The sequence below is a fragment of the Marinobacter sp. UBA3607 genome, assembly GCF_002375525.1.
GTDB lineage: Bacteria > Pseudomonadota > Gammaproteobacteria > Pseudomonadales > Oleiphilaceae > Marinobacter > Marinobacter vinifirmus.
The window spans coordinates 56,594-72,229 of record NZ_DFLY01000032.1 but is presented as its reverse complement, the minus strand read 5'-3'; the positions used below and the strand labels follow the sequence as shown (position 1 = coordinate 72,229).

Here is a 15,636-nt window from a genome sequence, read left to right as displayed (position 1 = left end):
CACAAAGACCCCGCCGAAGCAGGGTCTCTGGGCTCTCCCGGGAGAGCAGGCAACACCTGGAATCAGGCGTTGGCTTCATCCCGCAGTTCGCGGCGCAGGATCTTGCCCACGTTGCTCTTGGGCAGTTCGTCGCGGAATTCAAAGTGCTTGGGCACCTTGTACGCGGTCAGGCGCTCGCGGCAGAACTCCTTGATCTCGTTGGCGGTTACGCCTTCCTTGGTGGGCACCACGTAAACCTTCACGGCTTCGCCGCTCTTGGCATCCGGGATACCAACCGCAGCACACTCCACCACTTTCGGATGGCTGGTTACCACGTCTTCGATTTCGTTCGGGAACACGTTGAAGCCAGACACGATAATCATGTCTTTTTTACGGTCGACGATACGGATGTAGCCGTCTTCCTGGATCAGCGCGATGTCGCCGGTTTTCAGGTAACCGTCTTCAGTGAAGGACTTCTGGGTGTCATCCGGGCGCTGCCAGTAACCACGCATTACCTGCGGGCCTTTCACGCACAGCTCACCAGGTTCGCCAACCGGGGTTTCATTGCCGTCGTCATCAATGGTCTTGATCACGGTAGACGGAATCGGCAGGCCGATGGTGCCAATCTGGATGGCGCTGCGGGGGTTGAAGGTAACCACCGGGGAGGTTTCGGTCATGCCGTAACCTTCGCTGATTTCACAACCGGTCACACGCTCCCACATCTTGGCCGTGTCGCTGGTCAGGGCCATACCACCGGAGGCGGTCAGCTTCAGGCCGGAGAAGTCCAGGTCCTGGAATTCTTCGTTGTTGCACAGGGCGACAAACAGGGTGTTCAGGCCGATAAAGGCGGAGAACTTCTGCTTCTGCAGCTCCTTCACAAAGCCCGGGATATCACGGGGGTTCGGGATCAGGATGTTGTGGGCACCGGCTTCCATCATGATGCCGCAGTTCAGGGTGAAGGAATAAATGTGGTACAGGGGCAGCGGTGCGATCACCACTTCCTTGCCTTCTTCAATCTGATCTTCCAGCATCGGGCGAACCTGGGTCAGGTTAGCCACCAGGTTGGCGTGGGTCAGCATGGCACCCTTGGCTACGCCTGTGGTACCGCCGGTATACTGCAGTGCAGCCAGGTCATCCAGCTTGATGTCGACCGGGGTGAACTTCTCGCGAGCACCGGCGCTAAGCACGGCTGGCAGCTTGTGGGCACCGGGGATGTTGAACGGCGGTACCATTTTCTTCAGGTACTTAACCGCAGCGTTCATCAGGGTACGCTTGAGCGGTGAATGCATGTCGGCCACTTCGGTAATGATGACATGCTCGATACCGGTATGAGGCAGCACCTTCTCCGCGTTTTCCGCCATGTTAGCCAGCACCACCAGGGCCTTGGCGCCGGAGTCGTTGAACTGGTGCTCCATTTCACGGGTGGTGTACAGCGGGTTGGTGTTCACCACGATCATGCCCGCACGCATGGCACCGAAAACTACTACCGGATACTGGGAAACGTTGGGCATCTGTACCGCGATGCGGTCGCCGGGTTTCAGGTCGGTTTTGTTCTGAAGCCATGCAGCAAAGTTGCGGCTCTGGGTATCAAGATCCTTGTAGGTCAGCGTAGCGCCGACTGCGGAGAATGCGGGGCGGTCACCGTATTTCTTAACGGCCTGCTCAAAGACATCCACCATGTTCTTGTATTTCTTAAGGTCTACCTCCCGGGGAATGCCGGCGGGGTATTTGTCTTGATAGAACTGCTCGAAATCCATCACCATCTCCTGTCTGAACGGCGCGAATTGATTAAAAAATCAACCCTACAAAAGTATCAGCCTCAAAAAGTGGTGGAGAGAATAGCAGTTTTGTTAACGATGAGGTAGGTTTCAGGACAACGAAAGCACTCCCCTTGCTGGAAACACCAATCACCGGAGCCTGTGATGAGCGACACCCTCGATACCCTGGAAAATATCACCTACAGCGAGCTGAACGAAGGCGATTCTGCCACCTTCACCCGAACCCTGACTGAAGACGAGCTGGTGCTGTTTGCGGCCGTGTCCGGAGACGTTAACCCGGTGCACCTGGACTCCGAATTTGCCGCGGAATCCATGTTCAAGGAACGCATTGCCCATGGCATGTGGAGTGGCTCCCTGATTTCTGCCGCACTGGCGACCGTGATGCCGGGCCCGGGCACGATCTACCTGGAGCAAAGCCTGGCATTCAAGCGGCCGGTGAAGCTGGACGATACCCTGACCGTCACCCTCACGGTGCTGGCCAAGGAACCGAAGAACCGGGTGGTGTTCGGTTGCGATGTGCGCAACCAGAACGACCAGCAAGTGGTAAGCGGCGAAGCCAAGGTGATCGCCCCTACCGAGAAAATTTCCCTGCAGAAACCCCGCCTGCCGAAGATTACCATCGAAGGCTGAACCGGCGCTGATCAGCCCGGAAGGAATTCAATCGGGAATTGAACCTTCCGGGTTTCTACCTGCGCCGATCCGAAGTTGAACATCCGAACCCGCATGGCGATGCGCTGCTCAAGGCCCGGGTTACCAAGCTCTGAGCCCACCACCTGACAGGCCGAGACGCTACCATCCGGCTCGATAACCAGTTCCAGGGTAACCTTGCCTTCCAGGGTCGGATCTTGCCGCAGCTCCCGCTGGTACAGCGAATACAGCACACTCTTCTGGGCATCGAATACCTGCCGGATATTGCTCATGGCGCGCTGGCCAACCGAAGGCCTGGCAGCAGGTTTCGCCCGGGCCACCTGCACCTCTTCTTTCGGTGCCTGCACCTGAGTCACCTGGTGTTCGGCAACCTCTACCTCCCTGACTGGCGCGTCACTGTCCTGCACGCCACCACTGCCGGCTAACGCTTGCTCCCGGTTCACCTCGGGTTCCGCCACATCAGATTCATCACCGGTGATATTGGCCTGCCGTGCCACCGGTACCGGCGTTTGTTCTGTTCGGGTCAAGGCGGCCAGCCGATCTTTCATGGCAAAAAGGCCGGAGCGGGAGGCGGTTTCCCTCGCTTGCTCGGTAGTCTGGGCAGGCTTATCCGCGACGGTTGCCACCGGTTTTGCAGGTTCCGGCTGGGGCTGCGGAGCCGGTTCCGGCGGCGTCACTTCCTCGACGTTTGCGACCGGTTCGGGCTCCGGCTCTGGCTCAGGCTCAGGTTCGGGTTCATGTTCGGGTTTGACCGGCTCGGGCGGTTCTACCGGCGCCGGGGCTTCGACCAGCCGGGCCAGTCTGGGCGGAACCTTTTCGGTCTCGGACCGCTCCAACTTGGGCACGATCAGCCCCGGAATGATCACCGCAGGCACCAGGAATGCCGCCAGCATCACGATCACAATTACGCCAAAGCGAATGCTTTCGGCCCGGTCATGGCTCCAGGGTAAACGGGTGCTTCCGACCTGCTGACGCTCAGCCATTGCGAACCTCCGCTTCCACGGCCAGCCGCACCTGGCGGAACTGCTCGTCTACACAGGTTTTCATGATCTTTCGCAGCAACCGGTAGTCGGTCTCCCGGCCTGCCATAATGGTGACTTCCAGCCCCTGTTCCGGCACCTCGGTCCAGCGGTTTCGACGATAGGCCAGCTCTTCCGACAATCCGGCCACATGCAGGTCATCGGCACCGATGGCATCCACCCGGGCGACTTCCCGGCCCTGCACCAGAATGGACTGGCCGCTGACCTGAATGGTCAGGTTCTCAACGGCATCCTTCTCCGAGGTGGAAACCGGTAAAGGCACATCAGCGGTGTTCTGCATCACTTTTACATCAGAGGAATTCACCATCAGGAAGAACACGAGGATGGTGAAGATATCCATCAGCGACACCAGGTTCAGGCCTCCGGCCCGGTGCATCCTGCGGTAATGACGCTGGCGCAGCCTTGCTCTGCGGGAGGTTTTCATGCGCCCTCCCCGTTTGCCGCATCTGCCCGTGCGGCCAGTGTCCGGCCCTCTTCAGCATCCATCAGGGAAACATCCGGAAACAGCTCCGCTTCCACCACGCTGGCAGCCACCACCGCCGGATAGGAACGCACCGTGTCCATGACGGTCACCAGGGTCTGGTAATCCACCTCCGGCCCCACTTCCAGGATCACATCGGTTTTATCCGGCACCCGGGACTTGATCTGCTGCAGCACCGTGCGTAAGCCCTCGTAGTCCTGATTCTGCTCTTTCGCCGGCAGCACCTCGATCAGCCCGCGATCGCTGTCGGCTACTTCCAGCCCACCAGGAATCACGGTAACCACCAGCCGGAACTGGTCTGTCGGTGGAGCCTCTCCCGCTTCCATGCCCGGGAAGTTGAGTTCGATCATGCGGATCTGGGTGAACACCATGCCCAGCAGCAATACCGGAACCAGCACGATCATCAGGTTCAGAAACGCGGTAATGTCCAGGTCCGCCGAGGCCTCAAACCTGCGATGTCGACGTCTCATATCGCCATACTCCTGTTTGTCCTGGCTTTATGATGCGGGCTCACGCAGCGACCGGTGCATCCGGGTCGGACACGATATTCAGCAGTTTCACGCCGGCCATCTCGAAGCTGTCGACAATTTCATTGGTGCGGGTTTGCAGCAAGGCGTGGAACAGCAGCAGCGGAATGGCCGAGATCAGGCCAAAGGCGGTGGTGTTCATGGCTACGGAAATACTTTCCGACAACAAGGTAGCCTTCTGGGCCGGATCCGCCGCGGCAACCGCGGTAAAGGCGGCGATCAGGCCGATGATGGTGCCAAGCAGGCCAAGCAGCGTGGCGACATTGGCCAGGGTTGCCAGGTACTGGGTGCGCTTTTCCAGCCTCGGCAAGACTTCCATCAAGCCTTCTTCCATGGCGTATTCGATGTCTTCACGGCGGCTGTTGGACAGCAGGCGGGAAATCCCGGCCCCCATCACGGCCGCAATGGCGCTGTCGGAGGTAGACGCAGCTTTCATGGCCCGCTTGAAATCCCGCTTTTGCAGGGCCGGCAGAATGCCCCGCTCAAACGCGAGCCGGTTTCTGCGCCGCACCGCTCCCAGGTAGATGAAGCGTTCCAGTGTTATGGCCAGCCCAAGCGCCAGAACCAGCGCGATGGGGTACATGAATGGGCCGCCTTCCTGAAAGAATCGGATGATGGTGTCGAGCATGGTGCGTTTCTCCGTTTACTGCTGTGTCACGGTTGGGTCTGGCCGGGTGCTGCGGTTAAGGGCTGCAGCACCAGCGGGTTCAGGGTCTGCCGGAACTGGCGATGGCTTTCCAGAGTCCGGGTTGAAAGTGGTTGATCCAGTTCCCGGGCTTCCCGGTTCAGTTCAGCGCGAGGCCGGCGCGGCAGGCTGGGTGCCTGCCAGGGCAAAATGTAGAGCACCCGGGGGTCATCTTCGCCGCCACTGGCGGAAATTCCGGCCACCTCAAAGCCAGGCCGCTCAGGCGATTCGGCCTCGGTTGTGTCGGCACTTTGCGCCAACGCAGCATGGGCAAAAACCAGCATCAGGGCGGTTGCGACAGCACGAATCACCGGGCTCATTGCAATCTCCTCTGAAGGTCGGCCATCCAGCCGGTGACAGCCTTGTCTTCCTCCGCGGCCAACTCGGTATAGCGCTGGTAATGGTTAAGCGCAGCGGAAAGATCGAGCAGGTAAATTTCTGAAATAACTGCCAGGTTGTAATGGAGGTCAGCCACATCCGGGCTGCCCTGGATGGCGGTTCTGAGCACGCCGGCGGCTTCTTTAAACCGGTTTTGCTGCTTCAGCAGCAGGGCCAGATTGTTGGCTGCTGCTGCGTCGGTCGGGGCCAGCGCCACGGCTTTTTGCAGTGCTTCAATGGCCACCGATGTCTGGCCTTGCTGGTGCGCGAGCATGCCCTGCCGGGACAGTTCCCGGGCCTGCTCCGGCGAACGTACAGGCTCCGGTTCCGCTTGTTTGGAGACCGGCGCATAAGCGGCACACCCCGCCAGCATGGCCAAGCCCACCAGCACACCGACCGTGCGGCAGCAAATACTGAACTCAGGCATCGTCGTTACCCTCCATGTTCCAGCTCATCCATCGCAGTTCCCTCTGGTAACGGCCCGGATGCATACCTGCCAGCGCTTCCAGGCTGCGGGCGATCCACTGGTCATAGCCCTGCCCGGTAATGCGCTGATGGTTACGGGCATGCAGTGCCATGGCCCTTTCTTCCAGCGGGAAGGCTTCTTCCTCCAGCAGCATCTGGTATTGCATGGTTTCCATATCGTTCAGTTCGGCCGGCACCTCTGATGCCATCAGGTCACTGGCCAGGGTTCGGTAGAGCTCTGCGCGCCGGTAAAGGACTTCGGACTGCACGGCCTCACCGGCAAAGGACTCCGCTTGCAGCAGGTAGGTTTGTGCCTGCTCCATGGCTTGCTGTTTTCTGGCCAGGGTGGTTTCGAGGGGCGCAGTCAACGCAATGGCTGCGAAACGTTCAGCAGCATCGGAACCCAGCGCCAACGCAGCGTCTGCGGCCCATTGCAGGGTCTCTTCCGAGTGCCACTCACTGGCGTCTTCCCGGGCCAGCAGGGTGTTCTGCTGATTGGAAACATCGATGCCGGACTCAATCAGGCGCTGACGCATACTCTGCTGCTGCAGGTGATCCCTCGCATCGGTGGGCTCAGGCGCAACGGCCAGCCACTGCTGGTAAAGATCGTTACGTTCCGGCTCAGCACCCGCCTCGTGGTACAGCGCTGCGGCACGCAATTTTATGGGCCAGGGCTCCGGCGCAGAACCGGCAGCGGCCATGAGTTCGCCCGCGGCTTTCACCGGCTGACCGGATTGTTGATAGGCGTAGACCAGCTTTTCGCTGGTTTCAGCCGTAAGGGCATCTTCCGGGAAATCGAGGCGGAACCGGCGCAATTCATTAATGGCGGTTTGCCAGTCTGCAGCCTTCAGCAGGGTGTTGGCGGCATCGAAGCGGGCCTTGATGGCAATTTCCGAGCCCGGGAGGATGGTTTCCACTCGCTGGAAATTGGCAACGGCCAGTGCCGTCTTGCCAGCGCCCGCTGCGGTTTCTGCTTGTCTGTATATTGCAGTGGCCAACTGGTTCTGGATTTTCTGCTCATCATCCCGGGCCTCGGCCACCTCAGGGGTTGCCTGCACCAGTTGCAGCGCCTGGCGCCAGGCTGCCTCCGCCTGCGAATAGTCGCCATCACCCTGCCTTACCCGGGCCGTAACCAGCCAGGCGGCGTACTGCTCCCGAGCGCTTGCTTCCGGCCAGTCCAGCGTGGCGCGCGCATAACGAAGTGCCTGCTGGCCGTCGCCGGCTTCAAGCCAGCGGTTGGCGAGATCGGCACGTAAAGCGGACAGCCTGGCATCCGGCCCAAAGGCATTGGTGTAGCGTTGTTCGGCGGAACTCAGGCTGGCCAGTGCCCCGGTAACAGGTTTGGAGCGGTTGCCCAGCCTGCCCCGCAGAATGCTGATCGCCGCCCAGGCAGATTCCGCTGAGCGGTCATGGGAATACGTGTAGGCCGCTTTCTCGAAATTCGCCAGGGCCTGGTCAAGGCGCCCCATCTGCAATCTTGCATCGCCGGCCAGGTGCAGGATTTCGCCGGTGTTATCGGCTCGCAACGCCAGGGATTCGTAATAATCAGCCGACCGGCTCCAGCGCTTACCGGCGTAGTGATAGTCGGCCAGGAACCGGCTGTAATCCCGCCAGTTTGCCTTCTGGTTGCCGTTCAGGGCGGTATAACGCGCATCCGAAGCGAAGCGCGTAACATAATCGGAACGTGCGACTCTGGCGGCTCCGGCATCTCCGGCCACCTGCCAGAATTCAACGCTCTGGGCCAGCATATCCGATGCTGCGGCGTTGTCCGGATAGGCTGCCGCAAAGGCTTCATTCACCGCCACTGCCTGCTGGTAGCGGCCCTCATGGGCGTGCAGATCCGCCAGCCGGTCATAGAGAATCGGAACCCAGGGTGACGGATTGCGCCCGGCAAGCCAGCGGTCCAGTGATCGGGCGTTATCGGAGCGGGCCGCCATCACCGCCAGGATACGGAAGCTGTCTTCGATCATGTCCCGGCTCTCGGCCGGCGGTGACTTCAGCCGTTCGGGCTCCGGCAGGTGCTGATCCAGCAACGCCATGAACGATTCCACCGAGCGACCCCAGGCACCTGCCCCCTGCTTGAACTGGCTCCAGCCCATCATGTAGCGGGCTTTTGAGGCGATATCCTGTTTACCATCACCATCAAGCAGTTGGCGATACCCCGCTTCGGCCTCCCGGTAACGACCGGCGGAAAAGTCGGCTTCAGCAACCCGGAACCGGGCTTCCGGCACCAGCGGAGATTTCGGATACAGGCCGATCAGCTGCTCAAGCCGGTCGATGGACTGCTGGTGCTGGCCGGTCAGCGCGTGGGCTTTCGCCATCTGGTACAGGAGTTCATCCAGCCGGCCGGAGAAAGACCCCCTGGCCAGGATGTCTTCATAGCTCTCCAGCACGTCCTCGTAGATACCCGCCTCCTGTTCGGCGGAAAAACCCACCTCCTGGCCGGATCGGTCACGGATGTTGTTCAGGCGGTTGAGGGCATCGATGCGCACTTCAGGTTCGTCAGAACTCTCGAACAACTTCTGGTAGCGGCGAGCAACTTCGGCAGGCGAAATGGCCGGTAATGGCCGGCTTTCGAATTTCAGGAACACCGGGCGCATATCACCCAGGGTTTCGCCGTCGCGACCAAGCTCCACCCGGAAGGATTCCTGGGCCAGTGCCGGTGCCGATACCAGCGCTGCCATCAGCAAGCAGGTACGTAACTTCAGCCGGGCGGTGCTTTTCATTGGGGCCATCGGGGTCACTGGGCGCCCTCCCCGCTGGCTTCATAAGCCAGTTTTTCCAGTGCCAGGTATTCGTACAGGTGCGCCACTTGTTGTTCGGTTCTGTCTATGGCGTGTTCCATGCGCCTGTCTTCGTTGGCCACAAAGGCCAGGGCCAGTTCATCCAGCTGGCCGGACGCCTGCTGCCGGGCTTGCAGAACCTGCTGGCCAAGCGCCCGGCCAGTGGCGGCCAGTTCCCGGGCTGCTACCAACAGATCGTTCATGCCACCGTGGTGTTCGATGACCTGCGCAAATACTTCAAGGTTGTGCCGGTTCTCTTCAAGTATTGCCGACATCTCGTCCAGCCCGGCTACCCGGCGTACCCCGATCTGGGTGTCGGCTTTTTCCAGGAAACGAAGCAAATAGGCCATGCGTGGCTGGGTCAGGGTTCGGCTGTCCGAAAGGAACCACTGTGTCTGCGGGCCGCGGGCATCGGTTACCAGGGTTTTATAGGCGCCATCGCTTTTGATGCCATCTGCCAGCTTGGAAAGGGTTGTGCGCTCGCCTTCAAAGGCCACGTTGGCGGCCAGCCAGGACTCCCCGGCCTGGCCGGGATAACCCGCAATGTCGTAGCCCCTCCCCATACCGATCCAGGCTTCCGCCACACCGGGAAACGCCAGGGGAAATTTCTTGGCCCGGTGCCAGCTCTGCATCGCGCCCCGGTGGTTTTCCTTGCCGGAAAGAGCGAGGCCATGCAGGTAAAGCGCCCTCGGAGCGTGGTAACTGTCGAGCGAGACCTTTTCCAGAAACCCCAACGCCTTGTCGTATTCCTCGTTATTCAGGGCCAGGTAACCGGCGCGCAGATGCAGCTGGTCGAGTAGATCACGGCTGCGTGCCGACTCGGTGTCATGGGCCGCCATCGACATAGCCACCCGCAGGGCAACCAGCGCCCGGGACGGATCAAGGTCGGTCTCGGCAAAGTCAGCCGCCAGGTTCATGTAACCCACTGCGGCCAGGTAACCTTCCTTCATCCCGGCCAGAATCTGACCGGCCTTATCGAGCCTGCCCTGCTGCCGGGCCTGCTCGGCATCCTGCAGTAATTCCTTTTGCCGGTTGGGCCGGGCAATTGCAGCATTCCCGGCTTCAGAGGTCGCCGCCCCGGCCCACGGCTGTTTGTCCAGGCTAACCCGGGGCTCGTAATCCGGCCCGGTCGCGTCGATGCTCATCTGCAGCTGCATCGCACCCGACACTTTGCGGAACGGGTGTACCACCTCACGACGGACAAACCGCTTGTTCACCGCCCTGGCGTTGATAACGGCGGTCAGCTGATGATTGCCATCCGCCATATGGCCGCTAAACAGGGGGTAGCTGTGGCCGGCTTCAAGGGAATCCCTATCGGAAAGGGTAAAGAGGTGATTACCAACCGGCCGGCCATTCAGGAACAGTTCGACAGAATCCAGGTCCAGTGCTTCCGGATTGGCGAGGGAGAGGAATACCGCAACGCGGGTATCGATGGTCTTGCGCAGCTGTTTCTCAAGGGTGTGCACGCTGGCAGCGTGACGTGAGACCTCAGCCTCCAGGCCACTGATGGCGTTGTCGATGGCCGCAGCACTGGCCTGGGCCATGGCTGCAATCATCAACATAACAGGAAGACCGGATATCCAAAGCCCCCTGCTCCGTGGGGGTATCCGGCACTGTTGTGATTTTTGTCTGCCGAACATGCTGATCCTGCTGTGTAACAATTCGAAAGGAAGAGTAACACCGGCTACAAACCAAGAACGGTATCCAATTCACCAAATGGCATTTTGGGTCAGACGGCAAAAGTGTCGGTTTATTTGACAGATGACGGGGCCAGAGGGAGTAACCAGACAGCGATTTTCCGGTTAACTTATTGATCTTGCTTCGGAAGGGAAAGGGTTGGCCCCTGACTTGCTTTAACGGAAGGGGCGGGAGCGCTGAATGGGCAACCCCCGCTTGAATATGCCGAGCTTTTGCCGATGCGTTAACCGCGCATCGGCTTTTTTTATTTGCTCAGCTGCTTCATGGCCGATTCCAGGCCTTCAATGGTAAGCGGGTACATGTGGTCTTCCACCAGCTGCCGGGTAATCCCCAGCGACCCTCCGGTACCCCAATAGCTCTCCGGTAGCGGATTCAGCCAGACCACCTTGTTGAAGTGCTCAGTAATCCGCTGCATCCAGGTGGCACCGGCTTCTTCGTTCCAGTGCTCGATGGAGCCGCCCGGGTGGGTAATCTCATAGGGTGCCATGGTGGCATCACCCACAAAGATCACTTTGTAGTCCGGCGTGTACTTGTGAAGGATGTCCCAGGTGCTACTGGTTTCATTCATGCGGCGAATATTGTTCTTCCACACACTCTCGTACACGAAGTTGTGAAAGTAGAAATACTCCATGTGCTTGAATTCCAGCCGCGCCGCCGAGAACAGCTCCTCGCAGACCCGGATGTGCGGGTCCATGGAACCACCCACATCGAAGAAAATCAGCACTTTAACGGCATTATGCCGCTCCGGAACCATCTTCAGGTCGAGGTAACCGGCATTACGGGCGGTGGAGCGGATGGTGTCATCCATATCGAGTTGATCGGCCGCCCCCTGTCGAGCAAATTTACGCAGCCGGCGCAGGGCCACTTTGATGTTGCGAATGCCCAGGGTGATGCTGTCGTCCAGGTCTTTGAATTCGCGTTTTTCCCAGACCTTAACCGCCCTGCCCTGACGACCGTCTTTCTGGCCAATGCGGAAACCCTCGGGATTGTAGCCGTTGGCGCCGAATGGCGAGGTGCCACCCGTTCCAATCCACTTGTTGCCACCGGCATGGCGTTCTTTCTGCTCTTCCATGCGCTTCTTGAAGGTTTCGATCAGCTCCTCGAGGCCACCCAGGGATTCGATTTTCGCCTTCTCTTCCTCGGACAAATGCTTCTCGAACTCGGCCCGCAGCCAGTCGTCCGGAATCAGTGCCTCGAGCAGATCATCCAGGTTTTCGATGCCTTCGAAATACGCCTTGAACGCCCGGTCGAACTTGTCGAAATGGCGCTCGTCTTTCACCAGGCACACTCGTGCCAGGTAGTAGAACTCTTCCATATCAGCAAAGGCCAGGCGCTGCTGGAGGGCTTCCAGCAGGTCCAGGAATTCCCGCAGGCTGGCCGGAACCTTGGCCCGGCGCACTTCGAGAAAAAAGTCGATCAACATAAAGCGAAACTCTTGCCAGAGATCAGTTGCGGCGGCGCGCCATGAACGCCAGCTTCTGCAGCAGGTGCACGTCTTGCTCGTTCTTCACCAGTGCGCCATACAGCGGCGGCAATGCCGAGCTGCTGTCCTTTTCCTGAAGAGCCTTGGCAGACAGTTCATCGGCCATCAGCAGCTTCAGCCAGTCGATCAGCTCGGAGGTAGACGGCTTTTTCTTCAGGCCCGGTACCTTGCGTACATCAAAGAACACTTCCAGCGCGTCCCGCACCACTTGCTGCTGCAGCCCCGGGAAATGCACGTCCACGATGTCTTGCATGGTGTCGTGGTCCGGGAAGCTGATGTAGTGGAAGAAGCAACGGCGCAGGAAGGCGTCTGGCAGTTCTTTTTCGTTGTTACTGGTGATAACCACAATCGGGCGTTTCTTCGCTTTGACGAACTCCTGGGTTTCGTAAACGAAGAACTCCATCCGGTCGAGTTCCAGCAACAGGTCGTTCGGGAATTCGATGTCGGCCTTGTCGATTTCGTCGATCAGCAGCACCACCTGGTCGTCGGCCTCAAAGGCTTCCCACAGCTTGCCTTTGACGATGTAGTTACGAATGTCTTTGACCTTCTCATCGCCCAGCTGGGAATCCCGCAGGCGGGAGACCGCGTCGTACTCGTACAGGCCCTGCTGGGCCTTGGTGGTGGACTTGATGTGCCAGGGAATCAGGCGCATGCCCAGGGCCGCCGCCATTTCTTCCGCCAGCAGGGTTTTGCCGGTGCCGGGCTCGCCTTTGATCAGCAACGGGCGCTGAAGCGCGATCGCTGCGTTAACAGCCATCTGCAGGTCATCGGTGGCTACGTATTTTTCGGTACCGGTAAATTTCATGGGTCTGTGTCCTGTTTGGTTTCTATGAAAATTATTTGCGTACCAGGCGGTAGCGAACGAGATCCAGTATCCACACCAGCAGCATCACCAGCGATGCCACGGTGAAGTTGAATATGGCGGAACCGGCCGCGCTGATGTCACCAAGAATCAGCTCGTAGCCGGCGAACAACCAGGCCGGGATATACCAGCCTGCCACTTCCGGTGATTCCACGGGGGTCAGAAGCAACACAACCAGTGCTGCCAGCAGCAAGGTGCGCAGCCCGTAAAGTGGTAGCAGGCGGAACAGCGCTTTCATCATGTAAAACAACACGACAAACGCAACGGCGTAAGCCGCCCAGAAAATCCCGTATGCCAGTGAGGCGTCAGTATCGATCATTACAAAATCCAGTGAATGATATGTTCTTCCCAGTCTTGTTCGGCAACGGCGTCTTCAGAGACCACCTTGCCCCGTACTGAAACACCGGCCCTGTGCACGGAATCCGGATCGCCGCTTCGCAGCGGGTGCCAGTCCGCCAGCGGCCGGCCTTCTGCCAGGGTGCGATAAGCGCAGGTTTGCGGCATCCAGTGGTACTCGTTCACCGTATCCGGCGTCAGCACCGTGCACGCCGGTACCTTTTTCAGGCGCTCGCTGTAAACCGTACAGCGGCAGGTTTCCAGGTCCATATACCGGCACGCGAGGTCGGTATGGTACACCTCGCCGGTGTCTTCATCTTCCAGCTTCTGCAGGCAGCACAGGCCGCAGCCATCGCACAGGGATTCCCATTCGGCCGGCGTCATTTCATCCAGGCGCTTGCGCTGCCAGAAGGGAATCTCGGCAATCATTTTTGACGCTGCTCGATCTTGCGCTTGAAATCGACGATATAGGTTTCCTGCTCTTCCGGCATCTGGAGGAAAAAGGATTTATCGTGGATAGCTTCAAGGACTTCTTTCCCGCTAGTGCGGGCCAGTTTTTTGTCCGGTGTCAGCAGCAGGTCCATCGAATGGACCGGCTTGCCGAAGATGCTCCGCAATGCTTCCGGCAGATCGTCCCAAACCTGGCCGCGGCGTACGTAGATATAGGTGTCTATCTTCTTGCTGCTGCGAAACACCGAAACGAATTCACGGTCTGTCATGGTCTGAGAAGTTCCTCGATGTCGGTTTCGACCGGCTTCAGCAGTTCGCCTCGCCAGCCTTGAAAAAATTCGTTTCCGGCCAGGGTGCCGTCTTGCAACACCTTCTCGATACGCTTCCTGGGAGCCAGAAGTTCTATTGGAATATCAAGATCTTCCGCCACTTTATTAAAGCAACGCTTTACCTTTTTATAGACAGCTTGCTGGTCCCGGCTCAGGGGCCGGGGGATTGGCTCGAGGTTGGCATTATCGGCTTCCCGACCTTCGCGGACAAGTTCCAGCAGGTGCTCGCCATAGCGTTTTACGATACCGCCGGGAACGCCCTGGATGTCGTTCAGCGTTCTCAGTGAACCCGGCAGGCGTTCGGCGATGGCAATCAGCAGGCCATCGTTCAGCACGCGGTTTCGGGGGCGGTCGACCTTCTGGCATTCCCGCTCCCGCCAGGCCACCAGCAACCTCAAAACGGCCTGTTGCTCCCGGGTGAGAGCCCATCCACCGCGAAGTTTCAGGTAATGCTGCTCCGGATCTTCCTGGCCTGCGGCTTCATCGGCAAAGCGCTGGGATTCCTCGGCCAGGGCCTGCTTCAGGTTCCGCTGCTGCAGCTTTTCAATCACCCAGTTGTACAGGGGCTCCAGAAAGCGGATGTCGTCTATGGCGTACCGCTGTTGCTCAGGTGACAGCGGGCGGGACACCCAGTCTGAGCGGGTAACGGATTTGTCGAGGACTTCTCCGAACAGGGTTTCCACCAGTTTGGCATAACCGAGCGAGAACCCGGCACCGGCCATGGCGGCGCCAATCTGCAGGTCCAGCAGCCCGGCCGGTGCCACGTTCAGCCAGTGGCGAAACAGTTCCAGGTCTTCGCTCATGGCGTACAACAGCTTCGGGCGAGCCGGATCTGCCAGCATAGTGCGGAACCCTGCCGAGCCTTCGGCTACGTCGGGGTCTATCAGCCAGTACTCCCCTTGCCCGCCCAGTTGCACCAGGCCGGGGATGGGGTAAAAGGTGGAGACCCGTTCAAATTCAGTATCCAGCGCCACCGGCGCGCCGGGCGCCAGCTGCTCCAGCCACTGATCAAGCTCCGCCGGGTTGCTGAGCCAGCGGACAGTCTCGGGGGCCGGGGGAACCGGTGCGGCCAATGGGCTATCTGTCATAGGAAAACCTGGAGTTATTCGGAAAGGGGTTTACGGCCCCGGAAGGCGTGTGTGAGGGTAAAACCGTCAACGTAACCCAGCTCGCCACCCACCGGAATACCGTGGGCCAGCCGGGTAATGAGGATATTCTGGCCATCCAGTCGGTCGGCAATATAGTGGGCTGTGGCTTCACCTTCCACCGTGGGGTTGGTGGCCAGGATCAGCTCGGTAACGCCTTCTTCGCGCACCCGCCGGAGCAAACGTTCAATGCCGATTTCTTCCGGGCCGACGCCGTCGATGGGCGACAAGTGCCCCATCAACACAAAGTAGCTGCCCCGGTAGTCACCGGCCTGCTCGATAGCCAGCAGATCTGACGGGCTCTCGACCACACACAGGGTACCGGTGCGGCGTTCGGGCTTTTCGCAGATCTGGCAGATGTCGGTATCGGAAAAGTTCTGGCAGCTGTCGCAGCGGCGCACACCGTCCATAGCCTGGCTCAGAGCGCCGGCCAGCCGGGTGCCGCCGGAACGACCCCGTTCCAGCAGGTGAAAGGCCATACGCTGGGCGGTTTTCTGGCCTACTCCGGGTAAACACCGGAGTGATTCCACCAATTCATCAACCAGGGGGCTGAATGCCATGAATACTCC

Annotated in this window: 17 protein-coding genes; 1 reads left to right on the top strand and 16 read right to left on the bottom strand. The window is 59.5% G+C overall.

Annotation, left to right across the window (positions count from 1 at the left end; translation table 11 throughout):
* Positions 1 to 62: 62 nt before the first annotated feature.
* Complete coding sequence (locus B2589_RS11975) at positions 63 to 1,736, bottom strand: long-chain fatty acid--CoA ligase (protein WP_058340815.1); 1,674 nt, start codon at positions 1,734 to 1,736, stop codon at positions 63 to 65.
* Positions 1,737 to 1,901: 165 nt separating this feature from the next.
* Here B2589_RS11975 and B2589_RS11970 point away from each other — a divergent pair, with 165 nt between their 5' ends.
* The gene (locus tag B2589_RS11970) at positions 1,902 to 2,387 is read left to right on the top strand and encodes a MaoC/PaaZ C-terminal domain-containing protein (RefSeq protein ID WP_058340814.1); all 486 of its coding nucleotides are present in this window, start codon (positions 1,902 to 1,904) and stop codon (positions 2,385 to 2,387) included.
* An 11-nt stretch (positions 2,388 to 2,398) separates the two neighbouring features.
* Here B2589_RS11970 and B2589_RS11965 read toward each other — a convergent pair whose 3' ends face one another.
* The 15 genes from B2589_RS11965 to recR all read right to left on the bottom strand — a co-directional run bounded on the left by B2589_RS11965 (position 2,399) and on the right by recR (position 15,627).
* Positions 2,399 to 3,388 (bottom strand): AgmX/PglI C-terminal domain-containing protein, encoded by a 990-nt coding sequence (locus B2589_RS11965; protein ID WP_286816723.1) that lies wholly within the window; start codon positions 3,386 to 3,388, stop codon positions 2,399 to 2,401.
* Positions 3,381 to 3,869, bottom strand: coding sequence for an ExbD/TolR family protein (locus B2589_RS11960; protein ID WP_286816722.1), 489 nt, complete (start codon positions 3,867 to 3,869; stop codon positions 3,381 to 3,383). Before B2589_RS11960 ends, B2589_RS11965 begins: the two co-directional genes overlap by 8 nt.
* Complete coding sequence (locus B2589_RS11955) at positions 3,866 to 4,396, bottom strand: ExbD/TolR family protein (RefSeq protein WP_286816721.1); 531 nt, start codon at positions 4,394 to 4,396, stop codon at positions 3,866 to 3,868. The genes B2589_RS11960 and B2589_RS11955 overlap by 4 nt, the downstream gene beginning before the upstream one ends.
* 40 nt (positions 4,397 to 4,436) lie before the next feature.
* A complete protein-coding gene (locus B2589_RS11950) occupies positions 4,437 to 5,081 on the bottom strand; it encodes a MotA/TolQ/ExbB proton channel family protein (protein WP_022989032.1) in 645 nt (214 codons plus the stop codon).
* A gap of 26 nt (positions 5,082 to 5,107) precedes the next feature.
* Positions 5,108 to 5,458, bottom strand: coding sequence for a hypothetical protein (locus tag B2589_RS11945; RefSeq protein ID WP_286816720.1), 351 nt, complete (start codon positions 5,456 to 5,458; stop codon positions 5,108 to 5,110).
* Entirely contained in the window at positions 5,455 to 5,943 is a 489-nt protein-coding gene (locus B2589_RS11940) for a tetratricopeptide repeat protein (RefSeq protein ID WP_286816719.1), read from the bottom strand. The genes B2589_RS11945 and B2589_RS11940 overlap by 4 nt, the downstream gene beginning before the upstream one ends.
* Positions 5,936 to 8,716, bottom strand: coding sequence for a tetratricopeptide repeat protein (locus B2589_RS11935; RefSeq protein ID WP_286816718.1), 2,781 nt, complete (start codon positions 8,714 to 8,716; stop codon positions 5,936 to 5,938). The genes B2589_RS11940 and B2589_RS11935 overlap by 8 nt, the downstream gene beginning before the upstream one ends.
* A gap of 5 nt (positions 8,717 to 8,721) precedes the next feature.
* A complete protein-coding gene (locus tag B2589_RS11930; RefSeq protein WP_286816717.1) occupies positions 8,722 to 10,326 on the bottom strand; it encodes a hypothetical protein in 1,605 nt (534 codons plus the stop codon).
* Positions 10,327 to 10,706: 380 nt separating this feature from the next.
* Complete coding sequence (locus B2589_RS11925; RefSeq protein WP_058340808.1) at positions 10,707 to 11,885, bottom strand: vWA domain-containing protein; 1,179 nt, start codon at positions 11,883 to 11,885, stop codon at positions 10,707 to 10,709.
* 22 nt (positions 11,886 to 11,907) lie between these two features.
* Complete coding sequence (locus B2589_RS11920; RefSeq protein WP_199457413.1) at positions 11,908 to 12,750, bottom strand: AAA family ATPase; 843 nt, start codon at positions 12,748 to 12,750, stop codon at positions 11,908 to 11,910.
* 31 nt (positions 12,751 to 12,781) lie between these two features.
* On the bottom strand, positions 12,782 to 13,126 hold the full coding sequence (locus tag B2589_RS11915; RefSeq protein WP_286816716.1) for a hypothetical protein: 345 nt from the start codon (positions 13,124 to 13,126) through the stop codon (positions 12,782 to 12,784).
* On the bottom strand, positions 13,126 to 13,572 hold the full coding sequence (locus B2589_RS11910) for a YcgN family cysteine cluster protein (protein WP_199457414.1): 447 nt from the start codon (positions 13,570 to 13,572) through the stop codon (positions 13,126 to 13,128). The genes B2589_RS11915 and B2589_RS11910 overlap by 1 nt, the downstream gene beginning before the upstream one ends.
* Positions 13,569 to 13,862, bottom strand: a complete 294-nt coding sequence (locus B2589_RS11905; RefSeq protein WP_286816715.1) for a YcgL domain-containing protein — start codon at positions 13,860 to 13,862, stop codon at positions 13,569 to 13,571. The genes B2589_RS11910 and B2589_RS11905 overlap by 4 nt, the downstream gene beginning before the upstream one ends.
* Complete coding sequence (locus B2589_RS11900) at positions 13,859 to 15,010, bottom strand: ribonuclease D (RefSeq protein ID WP_286816714.1); 1,152 nt, start codon at positions 15,008 to 15,010, stop codon at positions 13,859 to 13,861. Before B2589_RS11900 ends, B2589_RS11905 begins: the two co-directional genes overlap by 4 nt.
* A gap of 14 nt (positions 15,011 to 15,024) precedes the next feature.
* Positions 15,025 to 15,627 (bottom strand): recombination mediator RecR, encoded by a 603-nt coding sequence (gene recR, locus B2589_RS11895; RefSeq protein ID WP_022989043.1) that lies wholly within the window; start codon positions 15,625 to 15,627, stop codon positions 15,025 to 15,027.
* Between the last annotated feature and the right edge of the window lie 9 nt (positions 15,628 to 15,636).